At 52.9% G+C, this 15,663-nt stretch carries 13 protein-coding genes; 4 read left to right on the top strand and 9 right to left on the bottom strand.

What is annotated here, in order from left to right; translation table 11 throughout:
- The first annotated feature begins 30 nt into the window (after nucleotides 1-30).
- Both C2M17_RS03630 and C2M17_RS03635 read left to right on the top strand, forming a co-directional pair.
- Nucleotides 31-1,716: a carbon starvation CstA family protein gene (locus tag C2M17_RS03630; RefSeq protein ID WP_105199505.1), complete on the top strand. Its 1,686-nt coding sequence runs from the start codon at nucleotides 31-33 to the stop codon at nucleotides 1,714-1,716.
- 115 nt (nucleotides 1,717-1,831) lie between these two features.
- Entirely contained in the window at nucleotides 1,832-3,373 is a 1,542-nt protein-coding gene (locus C2M17_RS03635) for a M17 family metallopeptidase (protein WP_105199506.1), read from the top strand.
- 244 nt (nucleotides 3,374-3,617) lie between these two features.
- Here the strand turns inward: C2M17_RS03635 and C2M17_RS03640 are convergent, their stop codons facing one another.
- Nucleotides 3,618-5,849, bottom strand: a complete 2,232-nt coding sequence (locus C2M17_RS03640) for a S9 family peptidase (RefSeq protein ID WP_105199507.1) — start codon at nucleotides 5,847-5,849, stop codon at nucleotides 3,618-3,620.
- 108 nt (nucleotides 5,850-5,957) lie between these two features.
- On the opposite strand from C2M17_RS03640, the gene C2M17_RS03645 reads away from it, so the two are divergent.
- A complete protein-coding gene (locus C2M17_RS03645) occupies nucleotides 5,958-6,353 on the top strand; it encodes an HIT domain-containing protein (protein WP_105199508.1) in 396 nt (131 codons plus the stop codon).
- Nucleotides 6,354-6,396: 43 nt separating this feature from the next.
- Here the strand turns inward: C2M17_RS03645 and C2M17_RS03650 are convergent, their stop codons facing one another.
- From C2M17_RS03650 to C2M17_RS03685, 8 genes are all read right to left on the bottom strand, one after another.
- Nucleotides 6,397-6,639, bottom strand: coding sequence for a hypothetical protein (locus C2M17_RS03650; protein WP_105199509.1), 243 nt, complete (start codon nucleotides 6,637-6,639; stop codon nucleotides 6,397-6,399).
- Between the two features lie 26 nt (nucleotides 6,640-6,665).
- On the bottom strand, nucleotides 6,666-7,517 hold the full coding sequence (gene panC, locus C2M17_RS03655) for a pantoate--beta-alanine ligase (protein WP_105199510.1): 852 nt from the start codon (nucleotides 7,515-7,517) through the stop codon (nucleotides 6,666-6,668).
- Between the two features lie 13 nt (nucleotides 7,518-7,530).
- Nucleotides 7,531-8,325 carry a 3-methyl-2-oxobutanoate hydroxymethyltransferase gene (gene panB, locus C2M17_RS03660; protein WP_105199511.1) on the bottom strand — a complete coding sequence of 265 codons (795 nt, stop codon included), beginning with the start codon at nucleotides 8,323-8,325 and terminating at the stop codon, nucleotides 7,531-7,533.
- Between the two features lie 9 nt (nucleotides 8,326-8,334).
- Complete coding sequence (gene folK, locus C2M17_RS03665; protein ID WP_105199512.1) at nucleotides 8,335-8,823, bottom strand: 2-amino-4-hydroxy-6-hydroxymethyldihydropteridine diphosphokinase; 489 nt, start codon at nucleotides 8,821-8,823, stop codon at nucleotides 8,335-8,337.
- Nucleotides 8,820-10,145, bottom strand: a complete 1,326-nt coding sequence (pcnB, locus tag C2M17_RS03670; RefSeq protein ID WP_105199758.1) for a polynucleotide adenylyltransferase PcnB — start codon at nucleotides 10,143-10,145, stop codon at nucleotides 8,820-8,822. The genes folK and pcnB overlap by 4 nt, the downstream gene beginning before the upstream one ends.
- A gap of 216 nt (nucleotides 10,146-10,361) precedes the next feature.
- The gene (gene gluQRS, locus C2M17_RS03675; RefSeq protein WP_105199513.1) at nucleotides 10,362-11,297 is read right to left on the bottom strand and encodes a tRNA glutamyl-Q(34) synthetase GluQRS; all 936 of its coding nucleotides are present in this window, start codon (nucleotides 11,295-11,297) and stop codon (nucleotides 10,362-10,364) included.
- Between the two features lie 6 nt (nucleotides 11,298-11,303).
- Nucleotides 11,304-11,747 carry an RNA polymerase-binding protein DksA gene (dksA, locus tag C2M17_RS03680; protein ID WP_105199514.1) on the bottom strand — a complete coding sequence of 148 codons (444 nt, stop codon included), beginning with the start codon at nucleotides 11,745-11,747 and terminating at the stop codon, nucleotides 11,304-11,306.
- Nucleotides 11,748-11,888: 141 nt separating this feature from the next.
- Nucleotides 11,889-12,947 carry an AraC family transcriptional regulator gene (locus tag C2M17_RS03685; RefSeq protein WP_105199515.1) on the bottom strand — a complete coding sequence of 353 codons (1,059 nt, stop codon included), beginning with the start codon at nucleotides 12,945-12,947 and terminating at the stop codon, nucleotides 11,889-11,891.
- Nucleotides 12,948-13,115: 168 nt separating this feature from the next.
- Between C2M17_RS03685 and C2M17_RS03690 the strand changes: the two genes are divergently transcribed.
- Entirely contained in the window at nucleotides 13,116-15,662 is a 2,547-nt protein-coding gene (locus tag C2M17_RS03690; RefSeq protein ID WP_105199759.1) for a penicillin acylase family protein, read from the top strand.
- The last annotated feature ends 1 nt before the right edge of the window (nucleotide 15,663 follow it).

The following is a 15,663-nucleotide window of genomic DNA, read 5'->3' on the forward strand; positions in this document are numbered from 1 at the left end:
TAATGACTACAAAAACAAAGAGAGAAGACTATGCAATCGGTTGTTATTGTCTTGCTTGGCATCGTCGGCATGTTATTTGGCTGGCTGGTGTATTCCAAGTTTATCGCTGAAAAAATATTTCGCATGGATGACAGGTTTGTAACGCCAGCTCACGAGCTAGAGGACGGTGTAGATTATGTGCCCACCAACAAGGTGGTTCTTTGGGGGCACCATTTTACCTCGGTAGCCGGGGCGGCGCCCATAGTGGGTCCGGCCATCGCCGTGTACTGGGGCTGGGTGCCGGCGGTGCTCTGGGTGGTATTTGGTACCATCTTCTTCGCCGGGGTGCACGATATGGGCGCCCTGTGGGCCAGTGCCCGCCATAAGGGTAAGTCCATGGGCGCGCTGTCGGAGTCGGTGATCGGTAAGCGTACCCGCTCATTATTTATGATAGTGGTGTTCCTGGTGCTGCTGATGGTGAATGCGGTATTTGGGGTGGTGATCGCCAACTCTTTTGTGGCACAACCCAACGCTGTGTTCCCGGCCTGGTCGGCCATAGTTGTGGCGCTGATCATAGGTCAGCTGCTGCACCGTAAGGTGCCGCTTATTCCCCTGTGCGCCATAGGTGTGGGGGTGCTTTATGCCACCATCTATATGGGCAGCTCTATGCCACTGGCGCTGCCTACGGAAATGTTTGGTCTGGCCGATAAGGCCAACTGGATCATCATTCTCTTTATCTATGCCGCCATTGCTTCTTTGCTGCCGGTGTGGGTGTTGCTGCAACCGCGCGACTTTATCAACGGCATGCAATTGCTGGTGGGTCTGGTGCTGCTTTACGGTGCGGTGTTTGTTTCCATGCCGGATATCACGGCGCCGGCCTTTAACACCCAAACCGCGGTCGATACCCCGAGTATTATTCCGTTGTTATTTGTGACCATAGCCTGTGGTGCCGTGTCTGGCTTCCACGGCATCGTCTCCTCGGGAACCAGCTCTAAACAACTGGATAAGGAAACCGATGGTCGCTTTGTTGGTTATCTCGGCGCCGTGGGCGAGGGCTGTTTGGCGCTGATCACCTTAGTGGCGGTCAGTGGCGTAGCCTTGGCGGTGTCGCCCGAGGAATGGCATGAGATCTACAGTCACCTAGGGGCCGGTAGCGTGAATGCCTTTATTACCGGCGGTGCCAATCTAATCGAAAGCGGCTGGGGGATCTCCACCGAGGTGGCCTCGACCCTGTTGGCTGTGATGGTGGTGCTCTTTGCCGGTACCACCATGGACTCTGGGGTGCGCCTGCAACGCTACATTATTCAGGAGTGGGGCGAAATCTATAACCTTGGTCTGCTGAAAAACGGCATTATTGCCACCTTGGTCGCCGTGGCTTGCTGTTTGCTGCTGGCCTTTGGCGCCGGTGGTTCATCGGGCAGCGGTGGCATGATCATCTGGCCCTTATTTGGTTCAACCAACCAGATCCTTGCCAGCCTTACTCTATTGGTGATTTCTGTGATGCTGATCAAGGCGGGACGCCCGGCCATTTATACCCTGATCCCCATGGTCTTTGTACTCACCATGGCCTTCTTTGCCGGCTTGATTAAACTGGTCGAATACTATGAGCAGGGCAACTGGCTGCTGGTCAGCCTGGATGCCATAGTGCTGGTGGTCAGTGTGCTGGTTATGCTTGAAGCCTGGTCGGTCATAGTCACCCACAGGCGCGATGAACGGGCAAATAAAGCCTCGTCGTAAGCTAAGCTTGCCAAGCTCCTTTACAGGCCGAGCTGCTAAGCCTTGCACTCGGTAGTAAAGGGGCGCTAAATCACCGATAATAAAGGTCCTTTGTTTAAATTTAGGACCTTTTTTTATGTCTTATGCCCACGCTATCGCCTGCGCCGGTCTTGATGCCGCAAACGCCCAAGGCCAGTTCGATGCGCTTATCATTATCAGTGCCAATCTGGACTCAGTACCTCAGCCTTACCTTGACCAAGTGCGTCAAAGTAGTGCCGTAGACAGCCGCATTGGTAAGCAATGTACGCTTTTGGTATCTGAAGCGGCACCGGGCCAGCGTCTTATTATTGCTCCGACCGGGCCTTTGACTCGTGACTATGATGATGTTCGCCGCGTATTTGCCGCCGCCAAGGCCGGTATTGAGCTGGCGAAGCAGGCCGGTGCCGCAAAGCCTGCCTTGTATGTGTCTGGTATCAGCGAGCTAGCTGGGTATGAGTTTGCCAGCGAAGTGGCCTTTTTGGGTGCTAATCAGGCGCTATGGCAGCCTCTTGAAGCGCGTGAGTATCACGGCGAAGCCATCTCTCCAATTCAAGCCATAGGCGTTGTTGGCGCCGATGACGAGCAGCTGAAGCAGATGAATGCCGTTGCCGCCGGTCAGTATGCCGCCCGTGACCTGTGCGGTACCGAGCCTGAGCGCATGGCACCACCGCGTTTTGCCGATTACTGTGTGGAGCTATTTAAAAATACTAAGGTAACCACCGAGGTGATCAGCGATATCGCCACTATAGACAAGGATTACCCTCTGCTGAGCACGGTAGCCCGCGCCTCTTACGCGGTCGAGCGCCATCATCCGCGCGTGGTGAAACTGGCCTATGTGCCAGAGGGCGACGTTGAACGTACCCTTATCTTCGTGGGTAAAGGCCTGGTCTATGACACAGGTGGTGCCGATCTGAAGGTGGGCGGTTTTATGGCCGGTATGAGCCGTGATAAGGGCGGTGCCGCATCGGTAGCTGGTTTTATGAAGGCGGTGGCCGAAGCGCAGCCTAAAGGCGTTAAGGTTATAGCTTACCTGGCCGTGGTGCGTAACTCCATCGGCTCTGATTGTTTCGTTCCCGATGAGATCATCACCGGCCGTGAAGGCGTGCGTGTACGCATAGGTAACACGGATGCCGAAGGGCGTCTGGCCATGGGTGATCTGTTAAGCGAAGCCAAAGACCTGGCGAAAAACGAAGTGAATCCGGAGATTTTCACCGTGGCTACGCTAACCGGCCATGCCGCCCGTGCGGTAGGTCCTTACAGCGCTTATGTTGAAAATGGTCCGGCACGCGCCGCCAAGGTATCGCAGCAGCTGGTTGAGCATGGCGATTTATGGGCCGATTGTGCCGAGGTGTCTCGTTCGCGTCGTGAAGACTATGACTTTGTGCAGCCGCGCACTCAGGCCGACGATCTGCTTTCCAGCAACAATGCCCCGTCGGCGGTTACCGCTCGTGGTCACCAGTTTCCTATGGCCTTCCTCGCCATAGTGTCGGGCTTGGATAAGCACGGCCTGGATAGCGATCAGCCATTGCCTTATGTGCATATGGATATTGCTGGCAGCGGCGTTGAAGGCGGCGACTGGCAGCATGGTAAGCCGACGGCACCGACCGTGGCGGCATTGTTCGCCAAGTACTGCCGTTAATAGCGGTTAAAAACTACTTGGCTCACAATTGCGGTGTTAAATATTGCCTAGCACTTGTTTCGCCCGTGACGTTTTTAAGATGAGGTTGTGAGTCGGTGCTGTGAGCGAGGCTTTAGCCTTGCAAGCTTGTAGGTCGGTGCTCTGCGCCGACAAAGAAAGAATGACGCTCTATTGTCGGGGTTCACCCCGACCTACAGACATAAAAAAGGCTGGGAATTCCCAGCCTTTTTACGTTTAAACTCGATTATTTTTCTTCCATGTCGAAGTGACGGTTGAAGAAGTCGGTAATGGTTTGATGCAGGTGGGTTTGCACCTTTTTACCGCGCAAGCTGTGTTTTGAGCCCGGGTAGGTCATCATTTCAAACGGCAGGGCCTTATCCTGCAACTGTTTAAACAGCTTGGTGGCATGAGTGAACAGCACGTTGTCATCGGCCATACCGTGATAAATCATCAGTGGGCCTTTGAGACCATCCACATAGGGGAACACAGCGCTTTGCTCATAACCCTTGGCATTGGTTTTCGGGTGGCTCAGGTAGCGCTCCGTGTAGTGGGTGTCGTACAGGGCCCAGTCGGTCACAGGTGCACCGGAAACACCGGCCTTGAAGTAGTCACCGGCTTTAAACATGGTCATCAGCGCCATATAGCCGCCGTAGCTATGGCCATAAATACCGATACGTTCCGGGTCGACGTAATCCAGGGTACGTAAGAATTCGACGCCCTTGATTTGATCACGCACTTCGGCCTCACCCAGGTGCTTGTAGATCACATCTTCAAAGCGTTTGCCGCGGTTATACGAGCCACGGTTATCAAGCTGGAAGACCACATAACCCTGTTGCACCATGTATTGGAAATACAGGTTCTTACTGCGCCAGCTGTTGGTCACGCGCTGGGCATGCGGGCCGCCGTAAACATTCACCATCACAGGGTGCTTTTGCTTTTTGTTCAACTTGCGTGGCTTGAACAGACGATAGTGCATAATTTGCCCATCTTCCGCCTCAATGGTGCCGTATTCCGGCTCCACCAGGTCGCTCAGATAAGGCGTAAGCGGGTGCATCTTGTTTAGCTCGTTTTGCTCCAGCCAGGTAATAAAGTCGCCATTGGCTTTGCGCAGCGCCACATAAGGAGGGCGATTAACCGCAGAAGCGCTGTCGATAAAGGTTTGCTGATCGTCCGCCATCACCACATTGTGGTATTCACCGCTTTCGGTGATCCGGCTGATCTCGCCTTGCTCAAACAGCGGCGTGCTGTAGAGGTGGCTTTCAAGTGGGGTGTCTTTGCGACCGGCAAAGTAAATCAGGCCCTTTTTCTCATCGATGCCTTTAATGGCTTCAACAATCCACTCACCCGAGGTGATCTGGCGTACCAAGGTGCCATCGTTTTTGTACAGATACAGGTGCTTGAAGCCATCGCGCTCCGAGGCCCAGACAAAGTGTTGCTTGTCTTTTAAGAAATTAAGGTCGAAGTGCAGGTTGATCCAGGTCTCGCTGGTTTCTGTAAGCGCTACTTTTTGTGTTTTCGTTTCGCTGTTATAAAAACGCAGTTCCAGATTGTGCTGAGCACGGTCTTGCCACTGATAGGCCAGGGTCTTGCTGTCTTTTAACCAGTCGGCACGGGCAATATAAATGTCTTTTTCTTCACCCAGGTCAACCCAGTCGATTTGCTGGTCGTTAAGGCTGACAACACCCAGCTCAATTTCAACATTGTCGGTGCCGGTAAAGGGGTAGCGCTGATTGAACAGCTTTACTTCTTCGGCATAGATTTCGTTACGGATCGCCTCGGCAACCGGCGTTTCATCGATGCGGGTAAAGGCAATCTTGCTTTCATCACCGGCCCACCAGTAGCCTGTCATGCGGCTCATTTCTTCCTGGGCCACAAACTCGGCCATGCCGTTTTTGATTACGCCGCCGCCGTCCTTGGTTAGCTGGACTTCTTTGCCACTGTCCAGTGCCAGAGCATACAGGTTTTGCTCACGAATAAAGGACACATAATTGCCCTTGGGTGAGAAGCGGGCATCGGTTTCAAAGGCTTCGGTATCGGTCAGCTTACGGCTTTTGCCTGTGGCCAACTGGTAGTAGTAAAGATCGCCATTGAGCGGGAACAACAGCGCCTGGCCGTCTTTCGACCAGGTGTATTCTAAAATACCGCGGCCAAAAATACGCTGGCGCTCACGGCGTGCCTTTTCTTCATCGGACAGGGTTTCCGGGCCGGAAAACAGCGCCTGGGAATCAACTAACAGGCGATTGCTGTTGTCTTTGAGGTTGTATTCCCATAAATCGTAGCGGTTGTAGTCGTCTTTTTTGCCCTGCAAATAGGTCACGCGGCTGCCATCGGGAGAAAACTTTAATTGCACTGGCGCCGTGCCGGCAAGGTTAGGGTCGTCGAAGATACGCTCCAGGCTAAGCTCTTTGGCGCTGGCGGCACTGCACGCCAAGCCACTGGCTAGCGCCAGAGATAAGTATTTGGTTGTTTTAGACACGGGTAAACCTTATTGTTGTAATCCTATGCCCGATGGTACTCATGCACCCTGGGCAGCGCAACTTATTGCCACCAAACGCAGCCGATGGCTATATCAAGAGGAGTAGATATGTTTTCTTTGGCGCCCGAATTACAAAAAGACTGTATTGAACTGGCCGACTGGCCTTTGTGTAAGCTGTTGCTGATGAATGACAGTCAGTATCCCTGGTTTATCCTGGTGCCGCGCAAAGAAGGGGTGACGGAGATCATCGACCTAACGGAGCAGGAGCAGCTTATGCTGATGCAGGAGTCGGCGCGGTTGAGTCAGTTGCTAAAGTCGGTGTTTAACCCGGACAAACTCAATATAGCGGCGCTGGGCAACATGGTGCCACAGTTGCATATTCATCATATTGCCCGTTATCGCGGTGATATCGCCTGGCCTAAGCCGGTGTGGGGACTGCATCCGAGTCAGCCATACAGCGAACAGCAAATTGCCGAGCTAAAGCAGGCCTTGCAACTGCCTTAAAACGAAAAACGGCATCCAATGGATGCCGTATCAAGGGATAGAGTTACTTCACGTCGCCGAGCTTCTCGGCCTGCTCCTTACAGCGGTTATACATTTCCTGGCACTGTGCCACACAAACCTGATTGGTCATGCTTTCATCTATGCTGCTGTTATTACAGCTGTTCTCACATTGGAAGTTTTGTTGCGCACATTGATTGAGCTCAGGGTTGTTAACACCGTTTTGACAGCCACCCAGTACCAGCATTAGTGCGCCCGCAAAAGCCGCAGAAGTTATCGCTTTGTTCATCCTATCACCTTGTTTATTCTTCTATTCTACTTGCAGTCTAGCGGCAAATTGTCGATAAGTCTTACTTTACCAACAAAAGCGGCGGCTAAAATAACCAGCTCACCGTCCTGCTGCTCGGCGCGACGCAAGGTATTGCGCTCGGCAATATTGAAGTAATCAACAACCAGGCCTGTGCCAGCGATACGCTCCTTGGCGCGCTGCTCCAGATCGGCAAAGTCTTTGATGCCGTCCTCGATCTGCTCTTTGACCCAGTTCAGGGTTGAAAACAGTACTGTAGCCTGCTGCTTTTGCTCGTCGCTCAGATAACCATTACGCGAGCTTAGGGCCAGGCCGCTGACGTCACGCTTGGTTGGTACACCCACCACTTCCACTGGCATGGAAAGGTCGCGCACCATGGTTTTGATCACTTGCAACTGTTGAAAGTCTTTCTCGCCAAAACAGGCAAAATCCGGTTGTACCAGGTTAAACAACTTGGTCACCACTGTGGCTACACCGCGGAAGTGGCCAGGGCGCGAGCCGCCACAGTAACCCATGGATACTTCGGGGACATCGACATAGCTTTGGCTGCCCAGGCCATTGGGGTAGATGGTCTCTACCGTGGGCGTAAACAGATAATCGGCACCGCGCTCGCTAAGGCCCTGTTGGTCTTGCTGTAGGGTACGCGGATAGGCATCCAGGTCTTCATTGGCACCAAATTGCATGGGGTTAACAAAGATGCTGACCACCACCTTGTCGGCCAGGGTCTTGGCTTTATCGACCAAGGAAAAATGGCCTTCATGAAGGTTGCCCATGGTAGGTACAAAGGCGACGCTTAGCCCCGCCTGGCGCCAGGCCTTTACCTGACTACGAAGAGAACGGATTTCGCTGGTTGTTTGCATGCACTAATTTCGCTTAATTGAACTCGTGGTCAGGCCCTGGGAAGGCGCCACTTTTTACATCGTCACAATACTTCTTCACCGCCGCCGGCATATTGCCGGTTTCCGCCAGGAAGTTTTTTGAGAACTTGGGGATATAACCGGCAGAAATACCCACAAGATCATGCATTACTAAAATCTGACCATCCGTGTCTTTACCTGCACCTATGCCGATAGTCGGAATGCTGACCGCTTCGGTAATGGCTTTGGCAAGTACGCTGGGAATACACTCAAGTACCAGCAGCTGAGCGCCTGCTGCTTCGAGAGCCCGGGCGTCGGCAATCATTTTATCGGCCTGCTCTTTATCGCGCCCCTGAATTTTAAAGCCGCCAAAAACATGCACTGACTGCGGCGTTAAGCCGAGGTGACCACAAACAGGCACACCTTGTTGAGTCAGGGCGCGAATGCTGTCGTGCAGCCACTGACCGCCTTCGAGTTTTACCATGTTGGCACCGGCACGCATTAGCGTTGCAGCGTTGGCACAGCTCTGCTCGACATTGTTATAGGTCATAAAGGGCATGTCGGCAATAACGAAAAGCTCTCGGCTGCCGGCGCGCACGCACTTGGTGTGATAGGCAATATCATCAATGGTGACCGCCAGAGTGTCGTCGCCGCCTTGCAGTACCATGCCCAGAGAGTCGCCTACCAGCACGGCATCAACGCCATTGTCGGCAAACAGCTTGGCAAAACTGGCGTCATAGGCGGTTAAAGAAGTGATTTTTTCACCGGCTTGCTTCTTTTTGAGCAAGGTGGATACAGAGATCTTCGCCATTAGCTTTCCTTATTGGAGTTGTTCTAGGCCATTGCGAGGCACTTGTGTTGTCAGGCTGCGTACCGAGCTGCCATCGGGCAACTCGAGTTCCGGCGCCAGTTCACACAGGGGGTAGAGTACAAATTCACGCACCTTCATGCCGTAATGGGGCACGGTTAAACGTTCATCGTCTATGCTTTGGTCGCCGAACAGCAGTATATCTATGTCCAGGGTGCGTGGCCCCCAGCGCTCGGCCTTACGAACGCGGCCGAGGTTTAATTCAATGGCCTGAGTGGCGTCGAGCAGTTCATGCGGGGCGAGCTCACATTGCAGCTCCATCACCGCATTCACATAATCGGGCTGGTCTTGCGGGCCCATGGGCTTGCTGGCATAAAATGCCGAGCAGCGGTGCGCCCGGGTGCCGGGCAGCTGCGTTAAGGCATTGACCGCCTGTTGCAACTGCGCGATGGGATCATTGAGATTGGCTCCCAGCCCCAGGTACACGGTGTGATAACTCATGATGACTCGCCCGCGGCCTTATCGCCTTTGCGCTTTGAGCCGCCACTGCGACGTCTACGGGGGCGACCACTGCCTCGGGTGGTGCCACCGAGTGATTTTACCATCATCTTCTGGCCGTTCACGTCGGCGTTCAGGTAGGCGGTCCACCAGTCACAGAGTTCTTTTAAGTCGTCCTGTCCGCTGTCGACCAACAAGAGCATAAAGTCATAGGCGGCCTTAAAGCGCGGCTGCTGGCTTAAGCGATAGGCACGTTGGCCGCCACGCTTATCAAAGCGATGTTGAATATGCCAGATATCGCGGGCACCCAGGGTAAAGCGTTTTGGCACAGCAACCTGTTGGGCGCTTTCGCTTAATACCTGATTCATGGCCGCCGCCAAGGCATCGAAATGAGGCAGTTGTTCACGCTGCATCAGTTCCTGACAACGTTGCAGCAGCGGGAACCATAGCAAGGCCGCAAAGATAAATGCCGGGGTGACCTTTTTATCATTATTGATGCGCGCATCGGTATTGATAAACATCTGGGTAATAAAGCGTTCTTGCATCGAGTCCGGATTGGCATCAAGGATCTTATCCAAAGCCGGGAACAGATGTTTAAACAAACCAAATTCACGCAGGGCCTTAAAATTGGCCTCGGCCTTGCCGCTCAAAAACAGCTTTAAGCATTCTTCGAACAAACGTGCCGGCGGAATATTGGAAAGCAAGTCCGCCAGTTCCTTGATTGGCTTGGCCGTGGCTGGAGAAATAGACATATCCAGCTTGGTGGCAAAGCGGATGGCGCGCAGCATACGCACTGGGTCTTCGCGGTAGCGGGTTTCCGGATCACCAATTAGCTCAATGCGACGATTTTTAATGGCTTTAACGCCATTGGCATAATCGTAAATGCAAAAATCTTTAATCGAGTAATAGAGCGCATTAATGGTGAAGTCGCGGCGTTCTGCGTCTTCATCTATGGTGCCATAAACATTGTCGCGCAATAACTGACCGTGTTCCGAGGCGTGGCTGATATTGTTTTTACCGCCGCCGTCACCACCGTGGTGGCCACGCATGGTGGCTACTTCGATAACTTCGCGACCAAAAACGATATGAGCCAGACGAAAACGACGGCCGATTAAGCGACAGTTGCGGAACAGTTTTTTGACCTGCTCCGGAGTGGCATTAGTGACCACGTCGAAGTCTTTCGGTTGTAGGCCTAACAGGAGATCGCGCACACAGCCACCAACCAGATACGCCTCATAACCGCCGTCTTTTAGGCGGTACAACACCTTCAGGGCGTTGGGGCTAAACTGGCTACGGGAAATTCCGTGCTCACTTCGAGGAATGATCACCGGCTCGTTTAAGGTGGTGATTTGCCCATGCTCGGCATCACTTGCGTCTTTAGCTGACAACACCTGCCGGCATAGCTGAAACAGTTTAGAAATGATAATCGCTCTCCTAGGCTACAGTTATGGCGATTGTGAAAGTGGCTTATAATATACCAGCACGGCAGAAAAATTAAGCGAGCGCGGATAAAAATCGCAGCGCCAAGCCCATGGCACTGGTTATAGCTGCTGAATTAGGGTCTTGCCATTGGCGTCTTCGCTGACTTGGACTTCCAGAGCGCGGCGCAAGGCCTGGCGTTGATATGCTTGATGCGCCCAATCAAGAATATCGGCAACCGGGTAGCTGAGCAATTCCGGTGGCGGCGCAAAGCCAAGAAAGTGCAGTGCATCTACCAAGGCGGGTTGCGGGTTCTGCCTGTCTATGGCCGGGGCGTAGTTTTGTTTTGACAGTTTAAAGCCCGGGCTGGCCACCGCCAGTGGCAGATGCAGATACTCTGGCGCTTTGTGCCCTAACTGCTGAAACAAGCCGATTTGTCGGGCCGTGGGAATAAGCAAGTCGGCGCCGCGCACCACATGGGTTATGCCCTGGTCGATATCATCGATGACCACCACGAGTTGATAGGCGAACAAGCCATCGCGGCGTTTAATTATGTAGTCTTCTTCGGCCTCAGCGGCGGTAATATCAACCCAACCTTGCAGTGCATCCAGATAATGATACATGGGCTGCTCTTGCTTGAGGCGCAGCGCCAGGTGCTCACCACTTAATGCTAAGTTGCGGCAATGGCCGTTATAGATGCCACCCAAGGCTTTAATTTCTTTGCGAGTGCATTGGCACGCATAGACCAGGCCTTGTTGTGTCAGCTGCTCGCTTACCTCGGCATAACGTTTTAATCGTTGGCTTTGCCAGATCACTTCGCCATGCCAGTGCAGGCCATAGGCTTCTAAGGTGTGGAGAATATCGCTGTCGGCGCCGGGGCGCACACGGGGGGTGTCTATATCTTCAATACGAACTAGCCACTGTCCTTGATGCGCGTGTGCGTCAAGGTAGCTGCCGAGGGCGGCAACCAATGAACCAAAATGCAGTGGGCCTGAAGGGGAAGGGGCAAAGCGGCCGACATAGGCTGTGGCGCCCTGATCCCCATCCAAATGGGTCATGGTGTATTAACCGCGACCCGATTGTTTCTCTTTGATTTCCGCCAATGCTTTACAGTCAACACACAGGTCGGCCGTAGGGCGTGCTTCAAGACGGCGGATACCGATTTCGATACCGCACGATTCACAATAACCAAAATCGTCTTCGTCGATCAGGTTTAGGGTTTTTTCGATTTTCTTAATCAGTTTACGCTCGCGGTCACGAGTACGCAGCTCTAATGAGAACTCTTCTTCTTGGGCTGCACGGTCGACCGGATCAGGGAAGTTCGCAGCTTCATCTTGCATGTGCGTTTTAGTGCGATCAACTTCATTTCTTAGATCGTTACGCCACGTTTCCAGAATTTTGCGAAAGTGAGCACGTTGCTTTTCATTCATGTACTCTTCGCCTGGCTGTTCCTGATACGGCTCTAAACCCGCCTGAGCGATCAAACCTAATTTACGCTGCTCTGGCATAACTATCTCCTAAATCCTTAATACCAAGTCCCCGGTAAATACCGGCGGCTATAAATAGCAAAATACCACCCCCTTAGCAAACACTTTTTATTTTAGTACCTTGCCTTGGCTTGGCTGCGGCTCTTGCCTTCAGGCGAGCCTTCAGCCGGGTGCTGATTTTTTAATTCGCCTTGATATTGGGCCATCTGAGTTTATTTCAAGGGTGTGCTGATGTAAAAAAAAACGTTTAGGGGAGAGGTAAAACCAGCGTTTAAATGCCCGTTGCAGCGCACTTTGCTCGGAAAACCCCAGTTTATTAGTTACCTCAAGGGCGCTGTAGCCGGACTCGAACAGCTGTAAGGCCAGGTGCTGGCGGCACTCATCAAGCAATTTGGCGTAGCTGGTATCTTGCCGGGCCAATTGTCGTTGCAGGGAGCGTGCCGGTAGCCCAAAAAGGGCGGCCAGTTGCTCTATGCGCATGATCTCCGGCAGGTGGGCATTGATATGCAATTTAACCGCATCGCTCAAACTGTAATGACTATTTAGCTGTTGTTGCGCCTGATGCAGTAAGACTTGCTCCAAGGTTTTATCCGGCTGTTTGAGTGGTCGGTTAATCAGCTCCCTGGGTATGCTGAGTGTGTTGCTGGGTGCCTCAAACTGCAGCGGACAGCGAAAGAGATTGTCGTAGATACGGCGCTCTTTGAGATCCTGAGGAGCGGCACGCATTAGCTGAATTTGCAACGGCGCCAGGGTTTCGGCATCGACCATATAGGTGCGGGCAAAACTAAGCCAGCTGGCAAAGAGTTCATCAATTACATAGTAGCAGCCGTCTTGAGTTGGTCCGAGGTCTAAAGTCAGAGTCTTGGGCTGCTGATGTAGGGTGAGACTTTGGGTGTGCCGAACCAGGGGATGAAAGCGGCGGCCATAGTCGATAACGCGGCGTAAATCCGGACTCACGCTGGCTAAATGACCCAGCACACCCCAGCGATCGAGATCGAATTGGGCGCCAAAAGACAAGCCTATGTAGGGGCAATTTAATTGTTTATGGGCCCAGCGCATCAGCCGCTGATAGTGGTTGAGGCTAAAGGCGCTGTTGTGCGCGTGTAGTTCCTGTTCGCTACACCCAAGCTGAGTGAGACAGGCAGTACGACTTAAGCCCTTACTCTCAAGGAATAACACCAATGAGCGAAGCAATTGATAACTCACATAGGAAGCGCGCATAGGAACCCAATTTATTATTTTTTTATACTTTTAAAACTGGAGCAGGTGGCGCCCAAAGTCAATATTTGGCGTTAAACGTCAAGATTTAGTAGGGCACTTAGGGCAAGGTGGATAAGTGAGCGATGTTGAATAGAAAGTTAAGAATAACAAAAAGGACGCTTTATGAAGATGCAACTTAACCCCGTACTGGTGGCCTTGCTGACGGCGCTGACCCTCAGTGCCTGCGGCTCAGACGATAACGACGATGCACAAGTTGTCACCACCCCCGAGCCCGTACAACCCAGCCCCCAGCCCAAACCCTTGGTGTTGTTTGATGACGATGGTGTGCTGGAAGCGGATATCCGTTGGACCACGTACGGGGTGCCGCATATAAAAGCGGACAATATCGAAAGTTTGGCCTTTGGCAGCGGCTATGCGTATGCCAAGGACAATGCCTGCATCATGATGGATCAAATCGTTAAGGTGCGAGGTCATCGCAGTCTTTACTTTGGTCCGGATAAGGTGCCTGGCAGTGGTGATAGCGAACATCTTATTTCCGACTTCGGATACAAGGCCCTGGGCGTCAATGACTATGCGCAGGCCCATTATATGGAACTGGACGAACAAAGCCGTGCGCATTACCAAGGGTTCGTGGCCGGTTTCAATAAATATGTGGCCGATACTGGTGTCGCCAATTTGGCGCCGGAGTGCGCAGGTCAGCCCTGGGCCGTGACTATAACTAAAGAAGACATGCTGGCCTATGCCATGGCCACGGTGCAACTGGCCAGCTCTGCTAACTTCCTCGATCTGGCCTTTTTCGCCAATCCCGGCGATGGCGACGAATATCTGCCGGTAATGACCCAGGCGGGTGTCCAGGCTCAGGCCTTTGCCAAGGAGCTCAATAGCAAAACCAGTACCTTGCAGCTGCAGAAAAAGTATGAACATTTAGGTTCTAATGGCTGGGGTCTGGGTAAGGATAAAATGGAAAACGGTAAGGGCGGCCTGCTAGCTAACCCGCACTTCCCGCACCAGGGGAACTTACGCTTTTGGCAATCACACCTCACCATTCCCGAGTCACTGAATGTCATGGGCGGCAGTTTGCAGGGCATGCCCGGGGTGATCAATATCGGCTTTAACGAGAATGTGGCCTGGACCCATACCTTCTCCACCGCGCGCCACTTTATTATTTATCAGTTGGCGCTAAGCGAGGGCGATCGCCTGACCTACACCCTGGACGGCGAACCCATGCCTATAACCAGCAAAAACATCAGTGTCGATGTGGCGGTAGGGCCGGGCCAGTTTATTACCCTGAATAAAGAGTATTACTACTCGCATCAGGGCCTGATGATAGAGACGCCGGCGGCCTTTGGTCTGGGGTGGAGCGACAGCAATGCCTTTACCATCAAGGATGCCAACGAATTCAATATGGACGTGGTTGGCTTTTGGTCGCGCATGAACGCGGCTCATTCCCTCGATGATATGAAAAAGGCATTTCAAGAATTCGATGGTGTTTCCTTCAATAACACCATGGCCTCGGATAAAGAAGGCAATGTGTTTTATATCGATGACTCTACCGTGTTACAGGTCGGGGATACCGCCAATCTGGCCATGCGTTTAGAACCACAACTGGTGGCGCTGCGCCAACAAACCGGTTTTGATCTGGTTCCGGGCGACACCTCCTTGTTTGAATCGAGCGGCGTGGTTGCATACGAACATGCGCCCAAGCTAGAGCGCACCGACTATGTGCAAAACTCCAACGACAGCTTTTGGCTTACCAACCCGGCCGAGCCTTTGTTGGGCTATGCGGCGCAATACGGCGAGGTACAGTACCCACAGTCTCTGCGCACTCGTATGGGCTTAAAGTTATTGCGCGAAGGCGGTGGCGCCGATGGCAAATTCTCTCTTGCAGAGCTGGAGCAGGCGCTGCTCGGTAATGATATTTATCTTTATGATCTTGTGCTCCCGGCGCTGGTTAAGCAATGCCAGGCACAAGGCAGCGCGCCCGTCTCGGTTGGTGGTCGCGATGTTGACCTCAGTGCGGCCTGCGCCCTGTTGGCTGATTTCGATGGCAAGATGAACCTCGATACCAAGGGCGCGGCGCTTATCCGAGAATTTGCGCACTTGTTTGACCCGCAAGTACACCTGTTTGATAACTTTTCTGTGACCGATGCGGCCAATACACCTAACACCTTGAAGCTCGACGGTTCGGCATTGCAGGCTTTGGCCCATGCGGTCTTGAACGTGACCGACAATGGCTTTGCCCTTGATGCGACTTTGGGCGAACTGCAATTTGTCGAGAAAACCCTGGCCGGTGGTATGGGCTCGGGTGAAAAGCTGCCGTGGGCTGGGCCTATGCATGTGGAAGGGGGCTTTAATGTCTTCCGTTTTGACCGCCGGGCGCTGTCGAACTCGACGGTCATTCCCTATAAGATCTTTGACCGCTTGCCGGATGCCATTACGGGACAGCCCTTGGCTTCGGGTTTAAGTGCCGATGGTTACCCGGTTAACTATGGTTCGAGCTGGATGTTTGTGATGAACTTTACCGACAATGGTCCGGTGGCCAAGGGGTTGTTGACCATGTCGCAAAGCTCGCACTCGGACTCGGATCACTTCGACGACCAAAGTCGTTATTACTCACAGAGTGCGGCATTACGGCCGCTGTATTTCAGTGAAGGGGATATTACCAACAACCTGATAGCCGAAATGTCGCTGAGTTACGCCAAGCCCAGCGAGTAAT

Origin of the sequence: Pseudoalteromonas sp. T1lg10, assembly GCF_002964545.1 — a bacterium.
Lineage (GTDB): Bacteria > Pseudomonadota > Gammaproteobacteria > Enterobacterales > Alteromonadaceae > Pseudoalteromonas.